The sequence below is a fragment of the Eubacterium ramulus genome, assembly GCF_045002895.1.
Taxonomy (GTDB): Bacteria; Bacillota; Clostridia; order Lachnospirales; family Lachnospiraceae; genus Eubacterium_I; species Eubacterium_I ramulus.
Genome location: NZ_CP173382.1, coordinates 2,875,093 through 2,897,435, shown reverse-complemented (window position 1 = coordinate 2,897,435; position 22,343 = coordinate 2,875,093). Strand labels below are relative to the sequence as shown.

16 protein-coding genes and 1 riboswitch are annotated in these 22,343 nt (G+C 43.1%); of the genes, 11 read left to right on the top strand and 5 right to left on the bottom strand.

Annotated features, from left to right (window positions below):
- Positions 1-18: 18 nt before the first annotated feature.
- Together ACIRUQ_RS13450 and ACIRUQ_RS13445 are read right to left on the bottom strand one after the other, a co-directional pair.
- Positions 19-1,395 (bottom strand): alanine/glycine:cation symporter family protein, encoded by a 1,377-nt coding sequence (locus ACIRUQ_RS13450; protein ID WP_341438291.1) that lies wholly within the window; start codon positions 1,393-1,395, stop codon positions 19-21.
- A gap of 281 nt (positions 1,396-1,676) precedes the next feature.
- Positions 1,677-2,705 carry an aldo/keto reductase gene (locus ACIRUQ_RS13445; RefSeq protein WP_055290751.1) on the bottom strand — a complete coding sequence of 343 codons (1,029 nt, stop codon included), beginning with the start codon at positions 2,703-2,705 and terminating at the stop codon, positions 1,677-1,679.
- A 268-nt stretch (positions 2,706-2,973) separates the two neighbouring features.
- A riboswitch (glycine riboswitch) is annotated at positions 2,974-3,117 on the top strand.
- A gap of 75 nt (positions 3,118-3,192) precedes the next feature.
- Between ACIRUQ_RS13445 and ACIRUQ_RS13440 the strand changes: the two genes are divergently transcribed.
- A complete protein-coding gene (locus tag ACIRUQ_RS13440) occupies positions 3,193-4,605 on the top strand; it encodes a sodium:alanine symporter family protein (RefSeq protein ID WP_055290754.1) in 1,413 nt (470 codons plus the stop codon).
- A 114-nt stretch (positions 4,606-4,719) separates the two neighbouring features.
- On the opposite strand, the gene ACIRUQ_RS13435 is transcribed toward ACIRUQ_RS13440, so the two are convergent.
- Entirely contained in the window at positions 4,720-6,219 is a 1,500-nt protein-coding gene (locus tag ACIRUQ_RS13435) for a sigma-54-dependent Fis family transcriptional regulator (protein ID WP_055290756.1), read from the bottom strand.
- Between the two features lie 413 nt (positions 6,220-6,632).
- Here ACIRUQ_RS13435 and ACIRUQ_RS13430 point away from each other — a divergent pair, with 413 nt between their 5' ends.
- Genes ACIRUQ_RS13430 through ACIRUQ_RS13420 form a run of 3 tightly spaced genes read left to right on the top strand, consistent with a single transcriptional unit; the run spans position 6,633 to position 9,685 of the window.
- Positions 6,633-7,799, top strand: coding sequence for an acyl-CoA dehydrogenase (locus ACIRUQ_RS13430; RefSeq protein WP_055290758.1), 1,167 nt, complete (start codon positions 6,633-6,635; stop codon positions 7,797-7,799).
- A 14-nt stretch (positions 7,800-7,813) separates the two neighbouring features.
- Complete coding sequence (locus tag ACIRUQ_RS13425) at positions 7,814-8,605, top strand: electron transfer flavoprotein subunit beta/FixA family protein (RefSeq protein ID WP_021739573.1); 792 nt, start codon at positions 7,814-7,816, stop codon at positions 8,603-8,605.
- Between the two features lie 18 nt (positions 8,606-8,623).
- Positions 8,624-9,685, top strand: a complete 1,062-nt coding sequence (locus ACIRUQ_RS13420; RefSeq protein ID WP_022036463.1) for an electron transfer flavoprotein subunit alpha/FixB family protein — start codon at positions 8,624-8,626, stop codon at positions 9,683-9,685.
- A gap of 108 nt (positions 9,686-9,793) precedes the next feature.
- Here ACIRUQ_RS13420 and ACIRUQ_RS13415 read toward each other — a convergent pair whose 3' ends face one another.
- Positions 9,794-10,405 (bottom strand): LysE/ArgO family amino acid transporter, encoded by a 612-nt coding sequence (locus tag ACIRUQ_RS13415; protein WP_055290760.1) that lies wholly within the window; start codon positions 10,403-10,405, stop codon positions 9,794-9,796.
- A 105-nt stretch (positions 10,406-10,510) separates the two neighbouring features.
- Here ACIRUQ_RS13415 and ACIRUQ_RS13410 point away from each other — a divergent pair, with 105 nt between their 5' ends.
- Entirely contained in the window at positions 10,511-11,980 is a 1,470-nt protein-coding gene (locus tag ACIRUQ_RS13410) for a PLP-dependent aminotransferase family protein (protein ID WP_055290763.1), read from the top strand.
- A 333-nt stretch (positions 11,981-12,313) separates the two neighbouring features.
- On the opposite strand, the gene ACIRUQ_RS13405 is transcribed toward ACIRUQ_RS13410, so the two are convergent.
- The gene (locus tag ACIRUQ_RS13405) at positions 12,314-12,880 is read right to left on the bottom strand and encodes a TetR/AcrR family transcriptional regulator (RefSeq protein ID WP_055290765.1); all 567 of its coding nucleotides are present in this window, start codon (positions 12,878-12,880) and stop codon (positions 12,314-12,316) included.
- Positions 12,881-13,084: 204 nt separating this feature from the next.
- Between ACIRUQ_RS13405 and ACIRUQ_RS13400 the strand changes: the two genes are divergently transcribed.
- The 6 genes from ACIRUQ_RS13400 to ACIRUQ_RS13375 all read left to right on the top strand — a co-directional run bounded on the left by ACIRUQ_RS13400 (position 13,085) and on the right by ACIRUQ_RS13375 (position 22,341).
- Positions 13,085-14,305 (top strand): hypothetical protein, encoded by a 1,221-nt coding sequence (locus ACIRUQ_RS13400; protein ID WP_055290767.1) that lies wholly within the window; start codon positions 13,085-13,087, stop codon positions 14,303-14,305.
- Position 14,306: 1 nt separating this feature from the next.
- The gene (locus tag ACIRUQ_RS13395) at positions 14,307-15,716 is read left to right on the top strand and encodes an acetate--CoA ligase family protein (protein WP_055173244.1); all 1,410 of its coding nucleotides are present in this window, start codon (positions 14,307-14,309) and stop codon (positions 15,714-15,716) included.
- Between the two features lie 161 nt (positions 15,717-15,877).
- Positions 15,878-17,431 (top strand): transposase, encoded by a 1,554-nt coding sequence (locus ACIRUQ_RS13390; RefSeq protein WP_156330999.1) that lies wholly within the window; start codon positions 15,878-15,880, stop codon positions 17,429-17,431.
- A gap of 379 nt (positions 17,432-17,810) precedes the next feature.
- Positions 17,811-19,397: an ABC transporter substrate-binding protein gene (locus tag ACIRUQ_RS13385; protein WP_082432877.1), complete on the top strand. Its 1,587-nt coding sequence runs from the start codon at positions 17,811-17,813 to the stop codon at positions 19,395-19,397.
- 11 nt (positions 19,398-19,408) lie between these two features.
- Positions 19,409-21,286: an ABC transporter ATP-binding protein gene (locus ACIRUQ_RS13380; protein ID WP_172679907.1), complete on the top strand. Its 1,878-nt coding sequence runs from the start codon at positions 19,409-19,411 to the stop codon at positions 21,284-21,286.
- Positions 21,286-22,341: an ABC transporter permease gene (locus ACIRUQ_RS13375; RefSeq protein ID WP_341438308.1), complete on the top strand. Its 1,056-nt coding sequence runs from the start codon at positions 21,286-21,288 to the stop codon at positions 22,339-22,341. The genes ACIRUQ_RS13380 and ACIRUQ_RS13375 overlap by 1 nt, the downstream gene beginning before the upstream one ends.
- Positions 22,342-22,343: the final 2 nt, after the last annotated feature.

The following is a 22,343-nucleotide window of genomic DNA, read 5'->3' as shown; positions in this document are numbered from 1 at the left end:
TTATATAAAAAATTCCCATTATTTTCCTGCTTTTTTCAGGGCGTTCAGTGCCTGACCTCCCATCGGGTAGAGTGCGATCAGATTGAAGATGGTCATAAGGCCAACACCTACGTCACCGAGATCCCATACTGTGGTGTAGGCTGCAAGTCCTCCGATGAAGAGCATTACAAGAGCCACGATTTTGTAGGCAGTCTGGTAACACCATTTATTTCCGAACAGGTAGGCTACGTTGGAGCGGGCATAGAACAGAATTCCGATGAAGGTGGAAAAACTGAACATTGCCAGAGTAGCTGCAATAAAGATTGTTCCAAATGTTCCAAGGTGGTACTGCATAGCAGTCTGCAGTAGATCCATGCCGACAAGTCCGTTGGTGAGTTCCTGTGGTACGAGAAGCAGGATCATTGCAGTACAGGTACAAATCACAATGGTATCAATAAATACGCCCAGTGACTGTACCAGACCAATTTTAACAGCGTCATCGCTTTTTGCAGCAGCTGCCGCACATGGTGCAGAACCGGAACCGGCTTCATTGGAAAACAGTCCTCGTTTTACACCATTCATTAATACAGCACCGAAACCGCCGGCTGCAATCTGGCGGAAACCGAATGCTTCCTGAAAAATACGTGCAAAAACGTCCGGCATCTGTCCGAGATGTGTAAGAATGATAATGACAGTAAAAATAAAGTATGCACATGCCATGATTGGAACCATGATGTCCAAAACTTTTACAGTTGCATTTTTCCGAAGTACAATAATTGCAGCAAGAACAACAAGGATGATGGTCGTTGCCAGTGGCGGGATGGAAAATGCATTTTCAAAGGCAGAGGTAACAGAATTGCTGATTACCTGACTGATGCCGCACCAGCAGATAAGGCCGGAAATCGCAAAAAGTACAGCAAGTACGGAGTATTTGCGATAAGTACCGTCTTTTCTTTTTGCAAAAAAATGATGCATATAATAAGCAGGTCCGCCATGGTATCCACCATAGAGCGGATCTTTTTCTTTGTGGAGCTGTGCCAGGGTACCTTCAATAAAAGCAGTAGAAGAACCAAGCAGTGCGGTGATCCACATCCAGAATACAGCACCGGCACCTCCGGCTGAGATAGCTGCCACAACACCTACCAGATTACCCATGCCAACGCGGGTAGCCGTGGAGACGATCAGTGTCTGAAACGAAGAAAGACCACCGCGTTTGTCTTTTTTTTCATTTAAGGCGCGAACCATATCAGGAAAAAGGCGGATCGGCAGAAATTTTGTCCGAATGGTAAAATAGATTCCGGTTGGAATCAGTAAAATAACGAGAAGCGGAAGACCTAATGTTCCGCCTCCGGGCAATGGAAGCGTGACCAGATCACCCCATAAAAAGTTGTACACAAGTTCAATAATTGTTGTCATAATGTCCCCCTTAGTTTTACAGATAAATAATGAATCGGTTTTGTATTTCATCGGAAAATCAGCTGTTCAGATTTTGTTTCATATCTGTAATTAGTAAATGATAAAGGCAAGTATAGCATATATCTCTGAAAACATCAACACTTTAAAGCGCGAAACTTTAAAGCAAAAAACTATATGCTATAGTTCACTCGTGCCATTCGCAAATTCAAGAATGTCTCTGCAATCCTGCCGGAGATAAAAAACGAGATTCCGAATGCGGTTTACATTCGGAATCTCATTTCCTAATTTACAGATACTTCTCCGGCAAGGACTTTTTTGTAATCCTCATAATTTTTCTTCAGAAGTTCCGGGGTATTCAGTTCATATGGACATTTTTTTATGCACTGGCCGCATTCCAGACAGTTCTCAATTTTTTTCATTTCTTCCTGCATCTGCGGAGTCAGCCAGCCGGCGCTCGGTGCGCGGCGCAGCATGAGGGACATGCGGGCACACTGATTGATCATAATGCCAGCAGGACATGGCATACAGTAACCGCAGCCACGGCAGAAATCTCCGGTCAGTTCCAGTTTTTCTTTTTCGATATAAGCAGAAATTTCTTCATCTATGGAAGGGGTATTTTCCATATAAGAGAGCCATTCTTCCAGTTCGGATATTTTCTGGATTCCCCAGATTGGCAGAACATTATCAAACTGTGTCATGTAAGCCATGGCAGCTTTGGAGTTGTGGATCAGCCCTCCAGCAAGTCCTTTCATGGCAATAAATCCCATGTTCTGTCTGGAACAGGCTTCTACCAGATGAAGTTCCTGTACAGAGGAAAGATAGCTGAACGGGAACTGCATGGTTTCGTACAGACCGGAAGCGACACATTCTTCTGCGATACCGATCTTGTGTGCAGTGACACCGATGTGGCGGATCATCCCTTGTTCTTTTGCTTTCAGCATACATTCATACATTCCTGTTCCGTCTTCCGGGCGGTAACACTGGTTGACACAGTGGAACTGGTACAGATCCAGATAGTCTGTCCGAAGTAAGTGCAGGGATGTTTCTAACTGACGCCAGAATTCATCCGGAGTCGTTGCGGCTGTTTTGGTGGCAATATAAATTTTATTGCGCATGTGTCCGAACGCTTCTCCCATTTTTTCTTCGCTGTCGCTGTAGGCACGGGCAGTGTCAAAAAATGTCATGCCGCCTTCGTAAGCACGATGCAGGATTTTGACTGCTTCTTCCGTGGATACACGCTGGATTGGTAATGCACCAAAGGCATTTTGTGGTGTCTGGATGCCGGTGGATCCTAATGTAATTTGTTTCATAATGTTTCACCTCATAAATAACTATTTTTTATTATTTTATCCAGAAGATATTATCAGTTACAGATATTGTATACTGACAGGAAGCATGATGCAAGTTCAAGTCGAACCTGTTTATAAGATCTGAAAAGCATAAGATGTATCGAATGCTCATCAAGCAAAGACAAATGTACGTTGTATAAAGAAAAAAGCTTGCATATTGCAAAAACCTGTGATATGCTCTTATACGGATTTGTTGTTGAAATCAGATGCATATTTTTGGCATCGCAGACAAGTTCACTCTGGAGAGTCTTCGCATATGCGAAGCGCCGAAGGTGTCGCGGTTAAGTGATCGGATGATCTGTGCGTATCGTATGGATCGCTCCTTTCAGGTTATAACCGCTTATCTCTCAGGCAAAAGGACAGAGCATACCACAATATATGCATGTTCTACTCTTTAGAGGCTGATAGTTTATCAGCCTTATTTTTTATATAAAAGGGAGAGAAGAAAATGGCAAAATTATTTAATCAAATTCTTACATCAATCGACGGTTTTGTATGGGGCGTTCCCCTGATCGTCCTCATTCTGGCAGTCGGTGTATTTTTGACCATAAGAGTCAAAGGTCTGCAGATCCGGCTTCTGCCACGTGCAATCAAGGAACTTTTTGTAAATGAAAAAAGTGGTGACAGCGGAGAAGTATCCAGTTTCGCAGCATTATGTACTGCATTGTCCGCAACCATCGGTACCGGTAATATCGTCGGTGTTGCAACCGCGCTGGTAGCCGGAGGTCCGGGTGCGTTATTTTGGATGTGGGTAGCTGCATTTGTAGGTATGGCTACCAAATATGCGGAGTGTCTGCTGGCAGTGAAATATCGTACCGTTGCAGAGGATGGTCATATTGTGGGTGGCCCGTTCTACTACATTGAAAAAGGTATGGGAACAAAATGGAGATGGCTGGCAAAGATTTTTGCGTTTTTCGGTGTTTGTGTAGGTTTGTTTGGTATCGGAACATTTACACAGATCAATGGTATCACAAATGCTGTACAGACATTTTTTGATCCGGATAAAACATGGACTGTGCATATGTTTGGAATGGATTATTCCTGGACAGTTGTAATCGCAGGCGTATTGTTATCTATCTGTGTCGCACTGGTAGTTATCGGTGGTATCAAACGTATTTCCAGTGTTTCACAGGTTGTCGTACCGTTTATGGCAGTTGCATATGTAGTAGTTGTATTAATCATTCTGTTAACACATCTCGGAGAGATTCCGGGAGCGTTCAGGACAATTATTGAGAGTGCGTTTGGTCTGCGGGCAGCAGCAGGTGGAGCGCTGGGAGCTGTATTGATAGCAATGCAGAAAGGTATTGCTCGTGGTATTTTCTCCAATGAGGCAGGCCTTGGTAGTGCACCGATCGCAGCAGCCGCTGCACTGACCGATTCTCCGGGACAGCAGGGTCTGATTTCTATGCTGGGAACATTCATCGATACAATCGTAATCTGTACAATGACTGGTCTTTCTATCGTAATTGCAGGTACATGGAATATCGGTCTGGAAGGTGTGGCAGTTACTACAAAAGCATTCCAGATGACATTACCGTTCCCGGAACAGTTTTCATCCTTTATTTTGATGATCTGTCTGGTGTTCTTTGCATTTACGACGATTCTCGGATGGGATTATTACAGTGAAAAATGTCTGGAGTATTTATCCAATGGAAATCAGAAAGTAGTCAAAGGTTATCGTTGGTTATACATTCTGGCAGTATTTATCGGACCGTACATGACAGTTTCTGCTGTATGGACCATTGCGGATATCTTTAATGGACTGATGGCGATCCCGAACCTGATCGCACTGGTGGCACTGAGTGGTGTGGTTGTCAGTGAGACAAAGATTTATCTGAAACGTATTGGAAAAGTGTCATAAAAATTACTTTAATAACTTTAATATATGAAACGAAAATGTGGTATTTTACCTTCGCAGCTAACAATCGCCTGCTTAGGAAAAATACCACATTTTCTTTACTTGCGTTTTCTGACTTTATTCCGTAATATTATATTTTTTTAATTTATAATACAGTGATGACCGGTCGATATTCAGTAGCCGGGCCGCCTTTGCCTTGTTTCCGTTAGTCTGTAACAGTGCCTGAATAATAGCTTCCTTTTCTGTATTCTGTATCTTACGGGACAGATCATTCCAGGACAGTTCACTGGTCTGAGAGGAAGTGCTGATCGGTACTTTGGACTGTGCGGCAGAAATATTCGGTGCTGTCGACAATGGTGTCTGTAAACCGGATGGGGTCAAAGCAGAAGCGGAACCATCCGGATTTGCATGAACAGACTGCTGAACCAGCTCCTGCAGGAAACCACAGCTTTTCATCGTAATGGTACGGTTGTTGTTGATGGTGCACAGGCGTTCTACAATGTGCTCCAGTTCCCGGACATTTCCCGGCCAGTCGTAAGTCTGGAAGAGTTGCAGAACATCCGTGTCAATGGAAATGACGTGTGTATCATGTTCGGCATTATATTTTTGAATAAAATAATCGGTCAGTTCAGCAATATCTTTTTTTCGGTTTCGGAGTGGCGGAATTTTTAATTCTACGGTGTTGATACGATAATAAAGGTCGCTGCGAAAATGTTTTGTCTGTATCAGCTGTTGCAGATCCTGGTTTGTACAGCAGATGATTCTTACATTGACCTTGATCGTATTGATACCGCCGATTCGTTCAAATTCCTGTTCCTGAAGGACGCGCAGCAATTTGCTCTGGAGTGTCTGTGGCATTTCACCGATTTCATCCAACAGGATCGTACCGTGGTTGGCTAACTCGAATTTACCGGGTTTTCCGTTTTTGGACGCACCGGAAAAAGCACCCGGTTCGTATCCGAATAATTCTGATTCCAGCAGTTCGGTAGGAATAGCGGCACAGTTGATTTTTATATAAGGATGGAATTTGCGCGGACTCATTTCATGGATTGCTTTTGCAAATAATTCCTTGCCGACACCGGTCTCTCCTGTGATCAGGATTGGCAGATCTGATGCAGCATAATCCGAAATGATCTGTTTGATCTCAAGCAAGGCAGAAGAATGACCGATGATGCGGTTCAGGCTGTCAAAATGATTCTGCAACATATTTAATTCATGCCGGTAGAATTCGTTTTCTTTGCGGACAGCAGAAAGTTCACGATTCAGTTGTGTGACTGTGGGAAGGACATCCTGCATGATTGTTACGGCAGCAGCGCCAATGACCTGGCCATTTTGAAAAATCGGCATGCGATTGCAGGCAACTGTCACATTTTTCTTCTGGGAATGATCATAAAGAGTCATCAGGTGTCCGATGTCCGGTTTGCCGGATTTCAATACTTCAACCATACGGGTCTTGGGAATCACATCGGTGACAGGCTGTCCGATAGCTTGTTCCCGCGGAATACCAAGGAGACTGGCATAGGATTTATTCAGATAAACAATGGTTGCATTTTTATCTATAATGATAAAATTTGGAAAAGTTTCCAATGCGTCTAATAATAATCTTGAAAGTTTCATTTAAAATCCTCTTTTGGGTAGTGAGAAAGGTTAAATTCAAGAATGCATTGGCATTCTTGCTGTGAGATGCAAGTCATGCAATGTATGACATATTTTTCAGAATCAGTATGACACATATGTGTGGAAAAAGCAAATAAAATGTAGAAAAGTGTAGGAAAATTAAACATGTATAAACGCTGATTGTGTTAAAAAATAAACAGTGTTTTTGCGTAAACCGCATAAATCAAGGCTTTTAAAAGTTGGCACGATTATTGCAATGTATTAGGTAACCTCTTGGAAACCTAAGCGATTCATCGGGCTTTTTTTAAGCTCAAATGGGGGTTTGGGTACTATGATAAAGCTCCGCATGAATGCAGGACGTAATTCTAAGAGACGATCACGAAACTATAATAACTATGGAGGAAAAGTAAAAAATGGATTTCGGATTAAGTAAGAAACACGAAATGGCAAGAAGCCTTTTCAAAGAATTCGCTGAGAACGAAGTAAAACCACTTGCTCAGGAAGTTGATGAAACTGAAAAATTCCCAACTGGAACCGTTGAGAAAATGGCTAAATATGGCTTCCTTGGTATTCCTGTACCGAAGGAACTCGGTGGACAGGGTTGTGACATCCTTACATACGCTATGTGCGTAGAGGAGTTATCAAAAGTTTGTGGTACTACAGGTGTTATCGTATCTGCACATACATCCCTTTGTGTAGATCCGATCCTTACATTTGGTACACCAGAGCAGAAAGAGAAATATGTTCCGAACCTTGCTTCCGGTAAAAAACTGGGCGCTTTTGGTCTGACAGAGCCGATGGCAGGTACAGATGCCCAGGGTCAGCAGACAAAAGCTGTTTTAGATGGCGATGAGTGGGTTCTGAACGGATCCAAATGCTTCATCACAAACGGTAAAGAAGCTGACGTATATATCGTAATCGCTGTTACAGGCAAAATTGAAAAACGTGGCAGAACAATGAAAGAGATCTCTGCTTTCATCGTTGAAAAAGGAACACCAGGATTTACATTTGGTGTAAAAGAGAAAAAAATGGGTATCCGTGGTTCATCCACATATGAGTTAATCTTCACAGATTGCCGTATCCCGAAAGAGAACCTTCTTGGAAAACAGGGTAAAGGTTTCAACATCGCTATGCATACACTGGATGGCGGACGTATCGGTATCGCTGCACAGGCACTTGGTCTTGCAGAGGGTGCATTAGAGACAACAATCGCATATGTAAAAGAAAGAAAACAGTTCGGCAGAAGCATCGCTCAGTTCCAGAACACACAGTTCCAGTTAGCAGACATGGCTACAAAAGTAAAAGCTGCTCAGTTAATGGTATACAGAGCTGCATTAAAGAAAGATGAGTACCAGGCCGGTGCAAAAGTTTCTTATTCTGTAGAAGCTGCTATGGCAAAGCTTTACGCAGCAGAAGTTGCAATGGAAGTTACAACAAAATGCGTACAGTTACATGGTGGTTATGGTTACATCAGAGAGTACGATGTTGAGCGTATGATGCGTGATGCTAAGATCACAGAGATCTACGAAGGAACAAGTGAAGTTCAGCGTATGGTTATTTCTGGTGCATTACTTAAGTAAGGAGGAAAACAATCGTGAAGATTATTGTTTGTATTAAACAGGTACCTGATACAGCAGGTGGAGTAAAGTTCAATCCGGACGGAACTCTTGACAGAGCAGCAATGCTCACAATCATGAACCCGGATGATAAAGCAGGTCTTGAGGCTGCTTTAAGATTAAAAGACCAGTATGGCGCAGAAGTTACTGTTTTAACAATGGGACTTCCGAAAGCTGGCGATACATTACGCGAAGCATTAGCAATGGGTGCTGACAATGCAGTTCTGGTAACAGACAGATGCCTTGGTGGTGCTGATACATGGGCTACATCTTCCACAATCGCAGCAGCAATCCGTGAGATGGGCGATTACGACCTGATCATCACAGGCCGTCAGGCGATCGATGGTGATACTGCACAGGTTGGACCACAGATCTCTGAGCATCTTGATATCCCGGTAATCTCTTACGCACGTAAGATCGAGATCGAGGGAGATGCTGTAAAAGTACAGCGTCAGTATGATGACAGATATCATGTGGTAAAAGCTCAGATGCCTTGTCTGATCACATGCCTTGCAGAGATCAATGACCCGAGATACATGACACCGGGCGGAATCTTTGATGCATGCGAAGCAGAGATCACAACAATGGGAAGAGCAGAACTGAAGACACTGGAAGATGGAAACATGGGTCTTGCAGGTTCTCCGACAAAGATCGCAAAAGCATCCGACAAAGTAAGAAAAGGTGCTGGAGAGAAAATCACACTGGATACAGAAGAAGCTGTTTCTTATCTGCTTGGTAAGATGACAGAGAAACATGTATGCGGACTGTAAGAGAAAGGAGAAATAACAATGGCAGCAATGGAACAATCCTTAATTGAGCAGTACAAAGACGTATATGTATTCGCTCAGCAGGTTGATAATGAGATCAGCCCGATCGCTTTCGAGTTACTCGGAAAAGCAAAAGATCTTGCAAATGATTTAAATGAGAAAGTAGTAGCAGTATTACTGGGACATAACGTAAAAGACCTTGCAGCTCAGCTTGGTGCTTACGGTGCAGATAAAGTTATCGTTGTAGATGACAAAGAACTTGAGGTATACAGAACAGAGCCGTATACACATGCACTTGCATCTGTGATCAATGAGTTCAAACCGGAGATCATGTTAGTAGGAGCAACAGCAATCGGCCGTGACCTTGGCCCGCGTGTATCCGCACGTGTCCAGACAGGTCTGACAGCTGACTGTACATTACTTGAGATCGGTGATTTCCCACTGAACCCAATGCCGGGTAAAGAGCAGAAACACAATCAGTTACTGATGACACGTCCTGCTTTCGGTGGAAATACAATCGCAACAATCGCTTGCCCGGATAACCGTCCGCAGATGGCAACTGTTCGTCCGGGTGTTATGCAGAAGATCGATCCGATCGCTGATGCAAAACCGGAAGTAATTGAGTACAACCCAGGCTTTACACCGGATAATAAATACGTTGAGATTCTTGACATTGTTAAGAACGTAGCTGACGTAGTAGACATCCAGGATGCCAAGATCCTTGTATCCGGCGGCCGTGGAGTTGGAACACCGGAGAACTTCAAAATGCTCGAGGAGCTGGCTGAGGTTGTTGGCGGTACTGTATCCTGCTCCCGTGCAGTTGTAGATGCAGGCTGGAAACCGCAGGATCTGCAGGTAGGACAGACAGGTAAGACAGTTCGTCCGCAGGTTTACTTTGCAATCGGTATTTCCGGAGCCATCCAGCACGTAGCCGGTATGGAAGAGTCTGACCTGATCATCGCAGTAAACAAAGACGAAGATGCTCCGATCTTTGACGTAGCTGATTACGGTATCGTTGGAGATCTGAACAAGATCGTTCCGCTTCTTACTGAGGAGATCAAAAAAGCTCTGGCAGCTAAGTAAAGTTTGCCTTGTGGCTTGAAATTTAATATTTAAGACGAAAAAGTGGTATTTTACCTCTGCAGCTAACAATCGCTTGCCGAGGAAAAATACCACTTTTTCTTTATTTAATTAAAGCAGCATCTGCACAAAGGACACAAATAATTTTAATCCGTATCCGATAATGATCACGCCACACACGATATTGATCCATCGCATAACTTTTGCATTAAATTTACTGCTAATCAGTGAAATCAAAAATGTAAGACCGATGAACCAGGAAAAGGATGCACATGCAACACCTGTGATAAATGGTGTCTCCTGTCCGGCTGCTAATGTTACATGGAAAGCGCCAAGCATCATAGTGCCGTCGATGATCGCCTGTGGATTAAACCAGGTTACGACACAGGCGGATGAGATGGTTTTTTTGATGGACATGGTAGGCTGATCCTTTTCCAGATCCTGTGTCTTTGCACGCAGCAGGCTGATACCGATATAAATAACGATCAGGCTCCCCACACACAAGATCACCATTTGCAGCCATTTGAATCGCTGCATGATTGTTCCGATTCCGAAAAAACATGCAAGTGACAGTGTGATATCAAAAAAGATGACGATCAGTGCTGTCAGCAGTGCCCGCTTTCGCTTGTTTGTCAATGCAGAATTAATGACAAATAAGTTCTGCATTCCTATGGGAGCCACATAGGCCAGTCCCATAGTTAACCCCTGTAAAAAAATATTCATATACCTTTCCTCCATTTGATATGATACTATCATGATAGAAGATTTTATGATGTATGTAACCAACCAAACTAAGCTGAATGATACCAACCAAGGGGGATTTTTACAATGAAAAAGGCAACACCTGTTCAGATAAATTGGAAGCCGGATAAAAATAATCCGGTTCCTTTGTATCAGCAGATCGTAGATTATATTTATCAGAAAATATCCAGCGGTGACTGGCCGGTGGGGACACGCTTGCCGTCTCAGCGCGCACTGGCAGAGCAGTTTGATGTAAACAGGAGTACGATAACAAGCGCTTTGGACGAGCTGACAGCGTTTGGAATTATCCGGAGCGGACATGGTGCCGGAACGCTGGTAATTAATAATACCTGGGGACTGATGCTTCCGGAATTTCAGAAATGGGAAAAATATGTTACTTCCGGCAGTTTTATGGAGAACAACCAAACCATCCAAACAATCAACCGGATGGAATTTGAGGAAAATATTATCCGACTGGGAACCGGGGAATTAGATCCGCGTATTTTTCCAAAGGATAAGTGGAATCAGGTACTGAAAAATCTGACACCACAGATCCAGTCGCTTGGATATCTCGGACCGTTGGGCCTGCCGGAACTGCAGGAAGCTTTAGCGCGGCACCTGGCGTGCTGTGGCATACATACGTCACCCTCCAATATTTTAGTAACATCAGGGGCGCTGCAGGCATTACAGTTAATATCAGTAGCGCTGCTAAAACCAGGATCTACGGTATATACAGAAGCACCAAGTTATATGAAGTCTCTGCAGGTATTTCAGTCGGCAGGTATGCGCCTTTCCGGGGTTCCGATGGATGAATACGGGATTCAGTATTGGAAATTACAAAATAAAACGTCCCTGCAGAGCGGACATCACTCCAGTATTTTGTATACGATACCAACAAATCAGAATCCAACCGGTATTACGATGGAGGAGGGAAGGCGGCAGGAATTGATCGATTACTGTGTTTCCTGTCAGCTTCCAATCATAGAAGATGGAGCATATCTGGAACTTTGTTATGCGCAGGAGCAGCCAAAGACGTTAAAGGAACTGGATCAGTCGGGAATGGTCATCTACCTTGGTACAGCTTCCAAAACACTGGCTCCCGGGCTTCGGATTGGCTGGATCGTTGCACCTGAACCAATTGTGCAACGGCTGGGGGATGTGAAAATGCAGATGGATTATGGTGCAAGTTCAATTTCACAATGGATTTTTGCAGAATTTTTAAACAGTGGGCTTTACGGGGAATATTTACAGGAACTGAAAGCAATTTTACTGCACCGGAGAAACTGTGCATTGAAAGCATTGCAGGAGCATTTTTCAGATCTTGCCACCTGGCGTATACCAAAAGGAGGATTTTATATCTGGCTGACTTTTAAGAAAGAACTTTCTGTGGAAATGATTTTTCAGGAAGCTTTAAAGCATCGGATCTTATTGAATCCCGGAGACATTTATGGATTTGAGAAAACAAATTCACTCCGGCTTTCTTTTTCTTATGTTACTCCGGAGGAATTTGCGCTGGCAGCTGAAACATTAGCGCAAGTTGTACGACATGGAGTGTAGATGTGCAGTGATTCTGAGAAGAATATGTCAGCTTTCGCTGATGAGAATCACGCACCAAGTTTCACGTGTGTTCGACTTGGAGTAACGAATATCTGCTTAAAAAAATGCAAATATTGTAAAAAAAATGTATATACTATACTGCCAACAGGCAAAATGATGAAATGTGTTCACCGTAACGCAGCAAAAAGGGGATGTGAAAAAACTCGATTGAGTTTTTTCGCATCTCCCTTTTTGTGTGTAAAGTTTTCATCGCAAGTTAATTTTACCACAAAAATAGGACCTTTCGCATGAACGAATGGTCCTATTTCTTTTAGGGACTTATTTCACAGCCCCTTATTTTTGAATAATCCCCTGATAACCTGCTTTAAGGAAGAAATCAAAGCAACTCTGGAATCTGCACCATTCCTCATCAGACTTTCCCAGATGCTTTCTGCACATCCCCAAACATCCCATAATTTGAACTGTCAATAAATCTGTTAATGAAGCTTCATCCAATTCCGTCTTGCCACTCATTAAATCAAGAAAATCTTGCCTTAGTGCCGCAACAGTATGCTTTACAGCTTGAAGAAACAACGCTTCTGAGAAAAAAAGCGGCTGATATTTTGGATTCTTTCGAAGAACCCAACAAAGCCCCTTCTTTGAATTTGAATTCGATGCATTTTCTGATAGCAACGCCATATTTTTAATATCACATAATGCATCTGAAAACAATTCATCAACCACCTGCCCTATGTTACCAAAATGAGCATAAAATGTTCCTCTGCTAACACCTGCATATTTGCAAAGATCCGTTATAGTGATTTGCATATAATCCTTTTTCATAAGGAGTTGCAGGAATGCATCTTTAATAGAATTATGTATAAAATTGTCTTGAAATAAAATTGTTTTTTCTTCTTTCATATATTTTTAAAAGCTCCGCAATATATATAATTATAGTATAAATTGACATAAAAATAAAGTATTTTTTCCGGATTTTAGGCTATTTTAAACAATCTGATTAGCTTTGTTCAAACACATCTGAAAGAGATTGGTTTATCGATTTGTTTATGTTATGTTGGGTATATAAGAAGCGTGTATATAAAAATAGAAGGAGGTAGGTATTCTATGGGAGAAACATTATACACAATAGGAACGGATCAGCAACAGGCGTGGATGAAAAAAAATTGTTTCCCACCTAGAGGATATGGTTACTCTGAACCGGGAACATATTCTCTCGATGCTACAGAAGTTGCAGCATACAATGTCGCGAAGTCATTTTATCAAGTCTATCCGGAAGTCTGGAATATCGATTATATTGAAAAAGAAACCGGAATCAAACCAGATGATATCAAGGATCGATTAAAACGAATGTATGATGAACATCTTATCATGTTCGTTATGAATCCAAATGTTGGTGTTTATGGTTGGGGACTTTATTATTGGGTTGTCAAATTAAAAGACGGTACAGATCCAAAGGTAAAAGCTGAATTTGCCAAGTGGTATCAGAATAAAGATGATATTTGTACAGGATATCTCGCAGAGGGCGATTTCGATTTCTTTAACGGAAATCACATGAGAGTTCTGGACAATCTTCTTGCAGATGTTATCCAGCCATGGAAAGACAGACCGGAGGTTGAATATGTACATCTTTGCCCGATCAGAGCAGATGTCAGGGAATCATTGGTAAATCAATGGGATGTTCCGAAAGACAGATACAGAAAATTTATTTTTGGGGAAGAACAGAAAAAGAAATTCCTTAAAGTTCAGAACAAAATAGATAAAAAAGATTTTGCCATTATTGAAGCTCTTAACAGCACAAAATCCATCGCAGATATGTTTGATTTTGATATGCTGGAGAAGTTATCCGGCCTGGATGGCAAGCAGATGAAAAAAGACATTGTAATGTGTGTTGATGAACGAAAATTTATGTTGCCAATGATTTATATTAATTACCGTGCACTCGGAATATCAATGCATATGTATCTGGTCCGTATGTTCCAGAATGTTCCAAGTTACAGAAAAGCAAAAATTGTAGATGAATTCTCACTTATGCCAGAATTTGTAGACATTCTTCAGTTCGGTGACTCTTTCTACGATTGTATGCTGACTGTTTATACTGAGGTAAATGACGTCGAAGCAATCAGAAGAATGTTGGAAGGATACGCTGAGATTGAAGAAGTAAAGGTAGCAAATTCAAAGAGACAGTTCAGACGTTGGGTAGCCCGTCTTGATGATGATAACGGATATTGGGAAGAATGCGTTATGACGGATGACTTTTTACAGAACAGACTGGAATCCGGTTCCGTAAAATGTCGTTTCTCAACTGACTCAGAGGAGGTGCAGTAATATGATCGTAAAACATCCAAGAGAATATGTTGTTGATAAACTTCAATATGCATTAAATCCAAAAACGATTGCCGTAGTCGGAGCCAGCCGTTATTCCACAAAGGTCGGCTATAAAGTTGTTGATGGCCTTTTAACATGGGGATATAAAGGAAAGATTTATCCTGTAAATCCAAGAGCAGATAAAGTTGCCGGATTTACAGCTTATAAGACTGTAAAAGATATTCCTGATGAAATCGATCTTGCTTTTCTTGCTGTACCTGCACACATTGTTAAATCTGTTTTGGAAGATTGTGTTGAAAAGAAAGTTAAGATTGTTGTTATTGCCACAAGTGCATTTAAAGAAATCGGACGTGGAACACTGCAGGATGAACTCACTCAATATTGTCGTGATCATGAGCTGCCTCTGATCGGACCAAACCTTGTAGGAATGGGAAGTCCATACCTTAATTTCAACTGCGGATTTATCCCTTATCTTCCAATTAAAGGTCCTGTAGCAATGATTTCTCAGTCAGGTGCTAACTTGCTTGCAGCACTTGGAACCTCACAGAAAGATCATTTTGGAATGAGCTTCTTCGTAGGACTTGGAAATAAAGCTGACGTTGATTTCTGTGAGTTTATATCCTACGCTGGAAGAGATGAAAACAGTAAATGTCTTGCAATTTATATTGAAGGACTGGATAGTCCTGATGCATTTATTGAAGCTTGCCGCAGTGTTGATAAACCAATCGTAACAATAAAAGTCGGTGGTTCAAAGATTGGTGAAAAAGCAGCATTTGCACATACTGCTTCTGAAAACAAAGGAACAAATGATGCATTTTATGATGATATTTTTGAAAAGGCTGGAGCTATCCGTGCGACCACATGGCAGGAATTCCTTGATATTTCCATGGCATTAGGAATGCAACCGGCACCAAAGGGTGACAATATCGTTATGATTACCAACGGTGGTGGTTCAGGTCTTCTCAGCTGTGATCACTTTGAACGTCGGGGAATGCCAATGCATGAACTGGCAGAGATTTCTCCTAATCTAGCTGGAAGAATCCGTGCATATATGCCAATGTTTGGTTCTCCGCTTAATCCTGTTGATATTTCCGGAACAGCTTCACCTGTTCAGTATAAAGGTGCATTCACACAGGTAATGCGTGACCCGAATGTGCATGGAATACTTGGATCCATCTGTCCGACAGCAGTAACAGATGTTCCGGCTGTAACAAATCTGGTTATCGATATTTACGAGACATATAAGCATCTTGGAAAACCGTTCATTATGGAATGCCAGGGTGGTGAAGAATGTCAGGAAGCTATCATGAAGTTGAGAGATCATGGAATCCCAGCTTATCCGACTGCTGAACAAGCCGTAAATGCTATGGTCGCTCTCTACAAATATGGCCAGATTAAAAATAAGAAATAAATTATGAGCAGACATTTAGATTATAACAGCAGTTGTGCAGACAACTACTTCTCTTCTATAAAAAGCTCTTATAAGAAAGGGGCTGTGAAATAAGTCCCTAAAAGAAATAGGACCATTCGTTCATGCGAAAGGTCCTATTTTTGTGGTAAAATTAACTTGCGATGAAAACTTTACACAATAATTATTGTAATTCAAAACAAGGATATTTACCACTGTTTCTTTCAGATTGTTTGGATCTGCTGGATCCTGTTTTAACATTTGACAGATTGATGGGAGGAATCGATTTAAACAAGTATCTGACGGATATTCCGGAGTACACAACCGGACGACTCAGATATAATCCAGTCAACATGTTAAAAACAGTACTTTTCGGATTTATGACTAGCGGCTACTGCTCTCTGAGAGAACTGGAAGACAACTGCAAAGTTAATATCAGGTTCATGTATCTCATGGATCATCAGACTCCGTCATACAGAACCTTTGGATATTTCATCAATGAAATACTTCAAGATAAGATTGAAAACATTTTCAACGACATCAATCATGCTATCTTTAACGATGAGCATGTAGATCTGCAACATCTCTACATCGACGGCTCCAAGTTTGAAGCAAACGCAAACAAGTATACCTGGGTATGGAAGAAGGCTACCGAAAAGTTCCGTTACAAGCTTTACGAAAAAATCACTGCGGAGATTGAGGAGATTAATGCAGAAATCGCATGGAGCGGGGTGCAGATCACAACAAATCCGGAGTATGTACCGGATTATCTGAATGAAATCATTGAGCAGCTAGTACTTTTATGGGAACTGGATACAAGTACATTTGTTTACGGAAGTGGAAAGCGAAAATCCAAAGAACAGCGTCATTATGAACACTTGACTACTTTCTGTCAGAAACTTCAAGAATACATACAAAAAATTGAAATCTGTGGTCCTAATCGAAACAGTTACTCTAAAACAGATAACTCAGCTACCTTTATGCGTATCAAAACGGATTACATGGGCAATGATCAACTTCTGCCAGCATATAATGTACAGATTGGTGTAGCAGATGAATATATTGCAGTTGTTGACGTGAACCATTATCGTTCGGATATGGATTGTTTCGTTCCTTTGATGGAGCACTTCAAACAAACTTATGGATTCTATCCCAAATATCCTGTGGCAGATGCTGGATATGGCTCATACAACAATTATATTTTCTGTGAACAGAACGGAATTGAAAAGTATATGAAATTTCCAATGTTTAAAAAGGAAACTAAGGATCAGAAATATCATGAAGATCCATTTCGTGCAGTTAACTTCAGAATTGATGAGCAAGGTGTCATGAGATGTCCTAACGATAAAGCATTCCATTTTTTATACAGAAAAAATGTGAGGGGAAATCAATACGGACGTAAGGAAGAATTGTATGAATGCGAAGACTGTAGTGGATGTTCATATGCAGAGAAATGTAAGAAGACAGATAAGAATCGAACCGTTCGGATCAATCAGGAATTAACTTCCATGCATCAGGAAGTGATCGAAAACCTAGAAAGTATCCACGGTGTGTTATTACGAATGAACCGTTCGATACAAACAGAAGGCACTTTCGGAATTATGAAAAACGACCGTTGGTACAAGAGAATTGTCCGAAGAGGTATTCATTCAGTCAAACTGGAAGTTTTACTCGTGGCGATAGGCCATAATCTATATAAATATCAGAAAAAAAGATGAGAAACAGAACTGCCGCATAGATTAAAAAAAAGAATTTCTATGGGGTAGGGAAAGTGCGCTTTCTTTGCGCATGATTTCAGTCATTTATACACAACAGGTACAAAAAGGGAGATGCGAAAAAACTCAATCGAGTTTTTTCACATCCCCTTTTTGTTCGTATCTGTTTAACGGAACTGCCAAAGTGTATGCAAGCAAAAACCTCCGGTTTTTAACCCCCTGGGTGGCTTGTGACCGCCTGTCTGTTTTGCTAAAATCATTTTGGTAAAATGGCACGGAGAGAAGCCGTGCGTGTTGTGAGTGAAAATAGAGAAAATGTACCTTGGAATCTTGCGATAACGATGAATTCCGGGCATACATGAGACATATCAGGAGGAAAGCTATGAAAAAGAAACTATTAAGTTTTCTGCTGGCGACAGCCATGATCATGGGACTGGCAGCTTGTGGAACAGCAGGAAACACGGATAACAGCGTGTCTGGGAATGCGGAAGCGGCACAGACAGAATGGAATACGGACAACACGATTGTGTATGGATCGAATGATTATGTCCGCATCAATCCGGCCATGGATGAGCATGGAGAAATCAATGCACTGATCTTTGACGGACTGACCGATCATGACGGGAATAATCAGGTGATTCCGCGTCTGGCAAAAAGCTGGGACTGTGATGAAGAGACTTATACCTATACGTTTCATCTGGAAGAAAATGTAAAGTGGCATGACGGCGAACCGTTTACCGCAGAAGATGTAAAGTTCACGATTGAAACCATTATGGATCCGGAGAATGAATCAGAAAATGCACCAGATTATGAAGATGTGGAAGAAATTACAGTAATTGACGATTACACCATTGCGTTTCGGCTGAAAGCACCGAATGTGGCATTTCTGGATTATATGACCATGCCGATTCTTCCGAAACATCTTCTGAAAGGCGAAGATATGCAGGAGTCGGATTTTTTCCGTGCACCGGTCGGCACAGGACCATATAAACTGGATCACTGGGATGATGGTCAGGCGATTGTTTTAACAAGAAATGACGACTATTTTGCAGGTCCTGCAAAAATCGAAAACATTGTATTCAAGATTGTGTCGGATGATAATGCAAAAGCATTGCAGCTCCAGTCCGGAGAACTGAATCTGTCACAGGTGACGCCGAAAGACGCACAGAATTTTGCAAACAGTGATACTTATACGGTATATGATATGAAGACATCGGATTATCGCGGTATTCTGTATAATTTTGCAAATGAATACTGGCAGAAAAATGCGGATCTGATTCCGGGTATTAATTATGCGATCGACCGGCAGGCGATTGTAGACGCAGTACTGCTGGGGCATGGGGAAGTAGCATACGGTCCGCTGCAGCGCAATATTTACAATTATGAAGATGTGGAAGATTATGAGTATGATCCGGAGAAAGCAGCCCGGGTGTTTGAGGCGGCAGGCTGCACGAAAGATGCGGACGGTTACTGGTGCAGAGATGGAGAACGCATTGGTTTTACCATCAATGCTTCCTCGACTGATCAGGTGCGTATCGATATGGCACAGATCGCGGCACAGCAGCTACAGGCAGTGGGACTGGATGTAAAAGCAAATGTTCCGGCAGAAGGCATTGACTGGGGCGGTCAGGAATGCTGCATCATTGGTTGGGGATCACCGTTTGATGCGGATGACCATACATATAAGGTATTTGGAACAGACAAAGGAGCCAATTATTCCGGTTATTCCAATCCGCTGGTGGATGAATATCTGACAAAAGCGCGGGAGACAGATGACCCGTCAGAGCGGGCGGAATATTATGCACAGTTTCAGAATGAACTGGCGAAGACACCGGCATATACGTTTTTCTGCTATATTGATGCCATGTATGTGGTGAATGATCATATCAAAGGAATCAGCAGTGATACGGTACTTGGACACCACGGTGTGGGCATTTTCTGGAATGTCTGTGACTGGACGATAGAGTAGGAGAGATGGCAATGTCAGAACTTTTGAATATAGAACATCTGTCAGTGAGTTTTGCGGCAGAAGAAGGAAAAATGGAAGCAGTCAGGGACGTCAGTTTTTCCCTGAAAAGCGGAGAAGTTCTGGCAATTGTCGGAGAATCCGGTTGTGGGAAAAGTGTACTGTGCAAAAGTATCATGAAACTGCTTCCGAAAAATGGATGGATTGAGAAGGGGAGTATTGCCGTTAACGGGGAAGACATTGCGGCATATCCGGAGAAGAAAATGCAGAAACTGCGGGGAAGCATGTTTTCTATGGTATTTCAGGATCCGATGAGTGCACTGGATCCGACGGTCCGTATCGGCAGGCAGATCGCTGAGGCTATCCGCATGCATAACCGGACACTGAGCCGGGAAGAAATCGGGCGCAGAGTGACAGAACTGCTGGAACTGGTGGGAATCGATCATGTACAGGAGCGATGTGAGTGGTTTCCACACCAGTTTTCCGGTGGAATGAGACAGCGGAGTGTGCTGGCGGTTGCACTGGCTGCGGATCCGAATATTTTGATCGCAGATGAACCGACGACAGCACTGGATGTGACAATTCAGGCACAGATTTTGCAACTGCTGAAAGAGATTCAGAAACAGTTGCATACGGCTATGATTTTTGTGTCGCATAATCTGGGTGTGGTGGCAGATATTGCAGACCGGGTTGCGATCATGTATGCAGGTAAAATTGTGGAAATTGGAACAAAAGATGAGATTTTTTCAGATCCGAGGCATCCGTATACCAGAGGATTGCTGCAGGCGCATCCGTCCATGGCCCGGGGGAAATGCAGCCTGAAGACGATACCAGGCATGCCACCGGTTCTGATCAATCCACCCCGGGGGGATGCCTTTGCGGCACGGAATCCGTATGCATTGCCGATTGATTTTGAAGAGCAGCCACCAATGTTTCCGGTCAGTGATACACATTTTGCTGCGACATGGTTACTGGATCCGAGGTTTCGCGGGCAGGAGACAATCATACGAAATCAGGAGAACGGGGAAACAAAATGGCAGGTTTCCCCTGATTTTTGCGTATCGGAGGAAACGCTGGTGGAGGTCAGACATCTGACGCATGTGTTTGCTCATGGCAGCAATCATCCCGCCAAAGCAGTGGATGATGTGTCATTTACTATGAAAAAAGGTGAGATCTTCGGTCTGGTGGGAGAATCCGGTTCCGGAAAATCTACGGTAGCAAGGTGTCTGATGAATATTTATCAGCCATCGGGAGGGGAAATCCTTTTTGACGGGATCAATATCTGTAATAAGAAAGAATTCCGGTCACATCGAAAAATGCTGCAGACGCAGCGGCAGATTATTTTTCAGGATTCTGCATCGAGTTTAAATCCGCGTATGAAAGTGGCTGACATCATTGCAGAACCGCTGCGGATCAGCCACAGGAAAACGGAGCGGGAGAGCACACGTAAGGAAGCAGAATTTCAGCTTCGTTATGTGGGGATGGAATCCATGTATCTGGATAAGTATCCGGCGCAGCTGTCGGGAGGTCAGCGGCAGCGTGTGGCGATTGCAAGAGCGCTGTCCATGGAGCCCAAACTGCTGGTGGCGGATGAACCGGTCGCGGCTCTGGATGTGTCCATTCAGGCGCAGATCGTGAATCTGTTCCGCCATTTGCGGGAGGAACACGGATTTACGATTTTATTTATCGCACATGATCTGGCAATGGTAGAATTCCTGTGCGACCGGGTGGGGGTCATGAATCATGGACAACTGGTGGAAGTCGGGACTACAGAAGACATTTTTTATCATCCGACGCATCCTTATACGAAAAAACTGCTGAAGGCTGTGCCGATGCTGCCCGGCAGCAGAAAACGCTATGGCGGGGCGGAGGAGCAGAGAGAGAACGGATAATGAAATATGCAAGTGAACGCCGGTCTGCCGGCGGACAAATAAGCAGATACGGGTCGCGTGACTATGGAGGAATTATGAAGTACAGAGAGCAGTTTTTTTATATTGGGAAAAAAATAGTGGTATTTTTATGCAGTCTGCTGGTGCTTTCTGTGCTTGTTTTTACGATTTCGCGTCTGACTCCGACCGATCCGCTGCAATCTTATTATGGAGAGCGTGTGGAGAAGATGAGTGTGGAGGAAAAAGAAGCGACCCGGGAAAAACTGGGATTGAATGATCCGGTTCCGACGCAGTATTTTCGGTGGGTGCAGAATGCGTTGCAGGGTGATTTTGGTGTTTCCTACAAATACCGGCAGCCGGTCACGCAGGTGATCCGGGGGAGAATCGGAAATACGGTGATCCTTGGCGGAATTGGATTTGTCATTACATTTGCAGGGGCATTGCTTCTTGGACTTCTCTGCGCAGCAAAAGAAAACAGTGTATTTGATCGTGTGATGTGCAAGGTTGGTACTTTGTCCAGCTGCATCCCGGAATTCTGGCTGTCGCTGGTTTTTATCTTGCTTTTCAGTGTGATCTGGAGAATCCTTCCAAGCAGTGGTGCTTACAGCATCGGGCAGGAAGCGAATCTGGCAGACCGTATCCGCCATCTGATCATGCCGATGGCGGTGGTGATACTGGAGCATCTTTGGTACTACGCCTACATGATCCGAAACCGGCTTCTGGAGGAAACCAGACGGGATTATGTGCTGCTTTGTAAGGCAAAGGGCATGTCCCGGGGACAGATTATGCGCCGCCACTGCCTGCGCAATATTATGCCGACTTATATCAGTCTGATGGCGATCTCTGTTCCGCATATTCTGGGAGGCACCTATATCGTAGAGACGGTATTTTCCTATCCGGGCATCGGAACGCTGTCTTACGAAAGCGCCCGTTACGGCGATTACAATATGCTGATGGTTCTGTGCCTGCTGACAGGTGCAGTGGTGATCTTTTGCAACATGGTCGGACAGATCATGAATGAGCGGATTGATCCGAGAGTACGAAGTGAACGGGGATAATT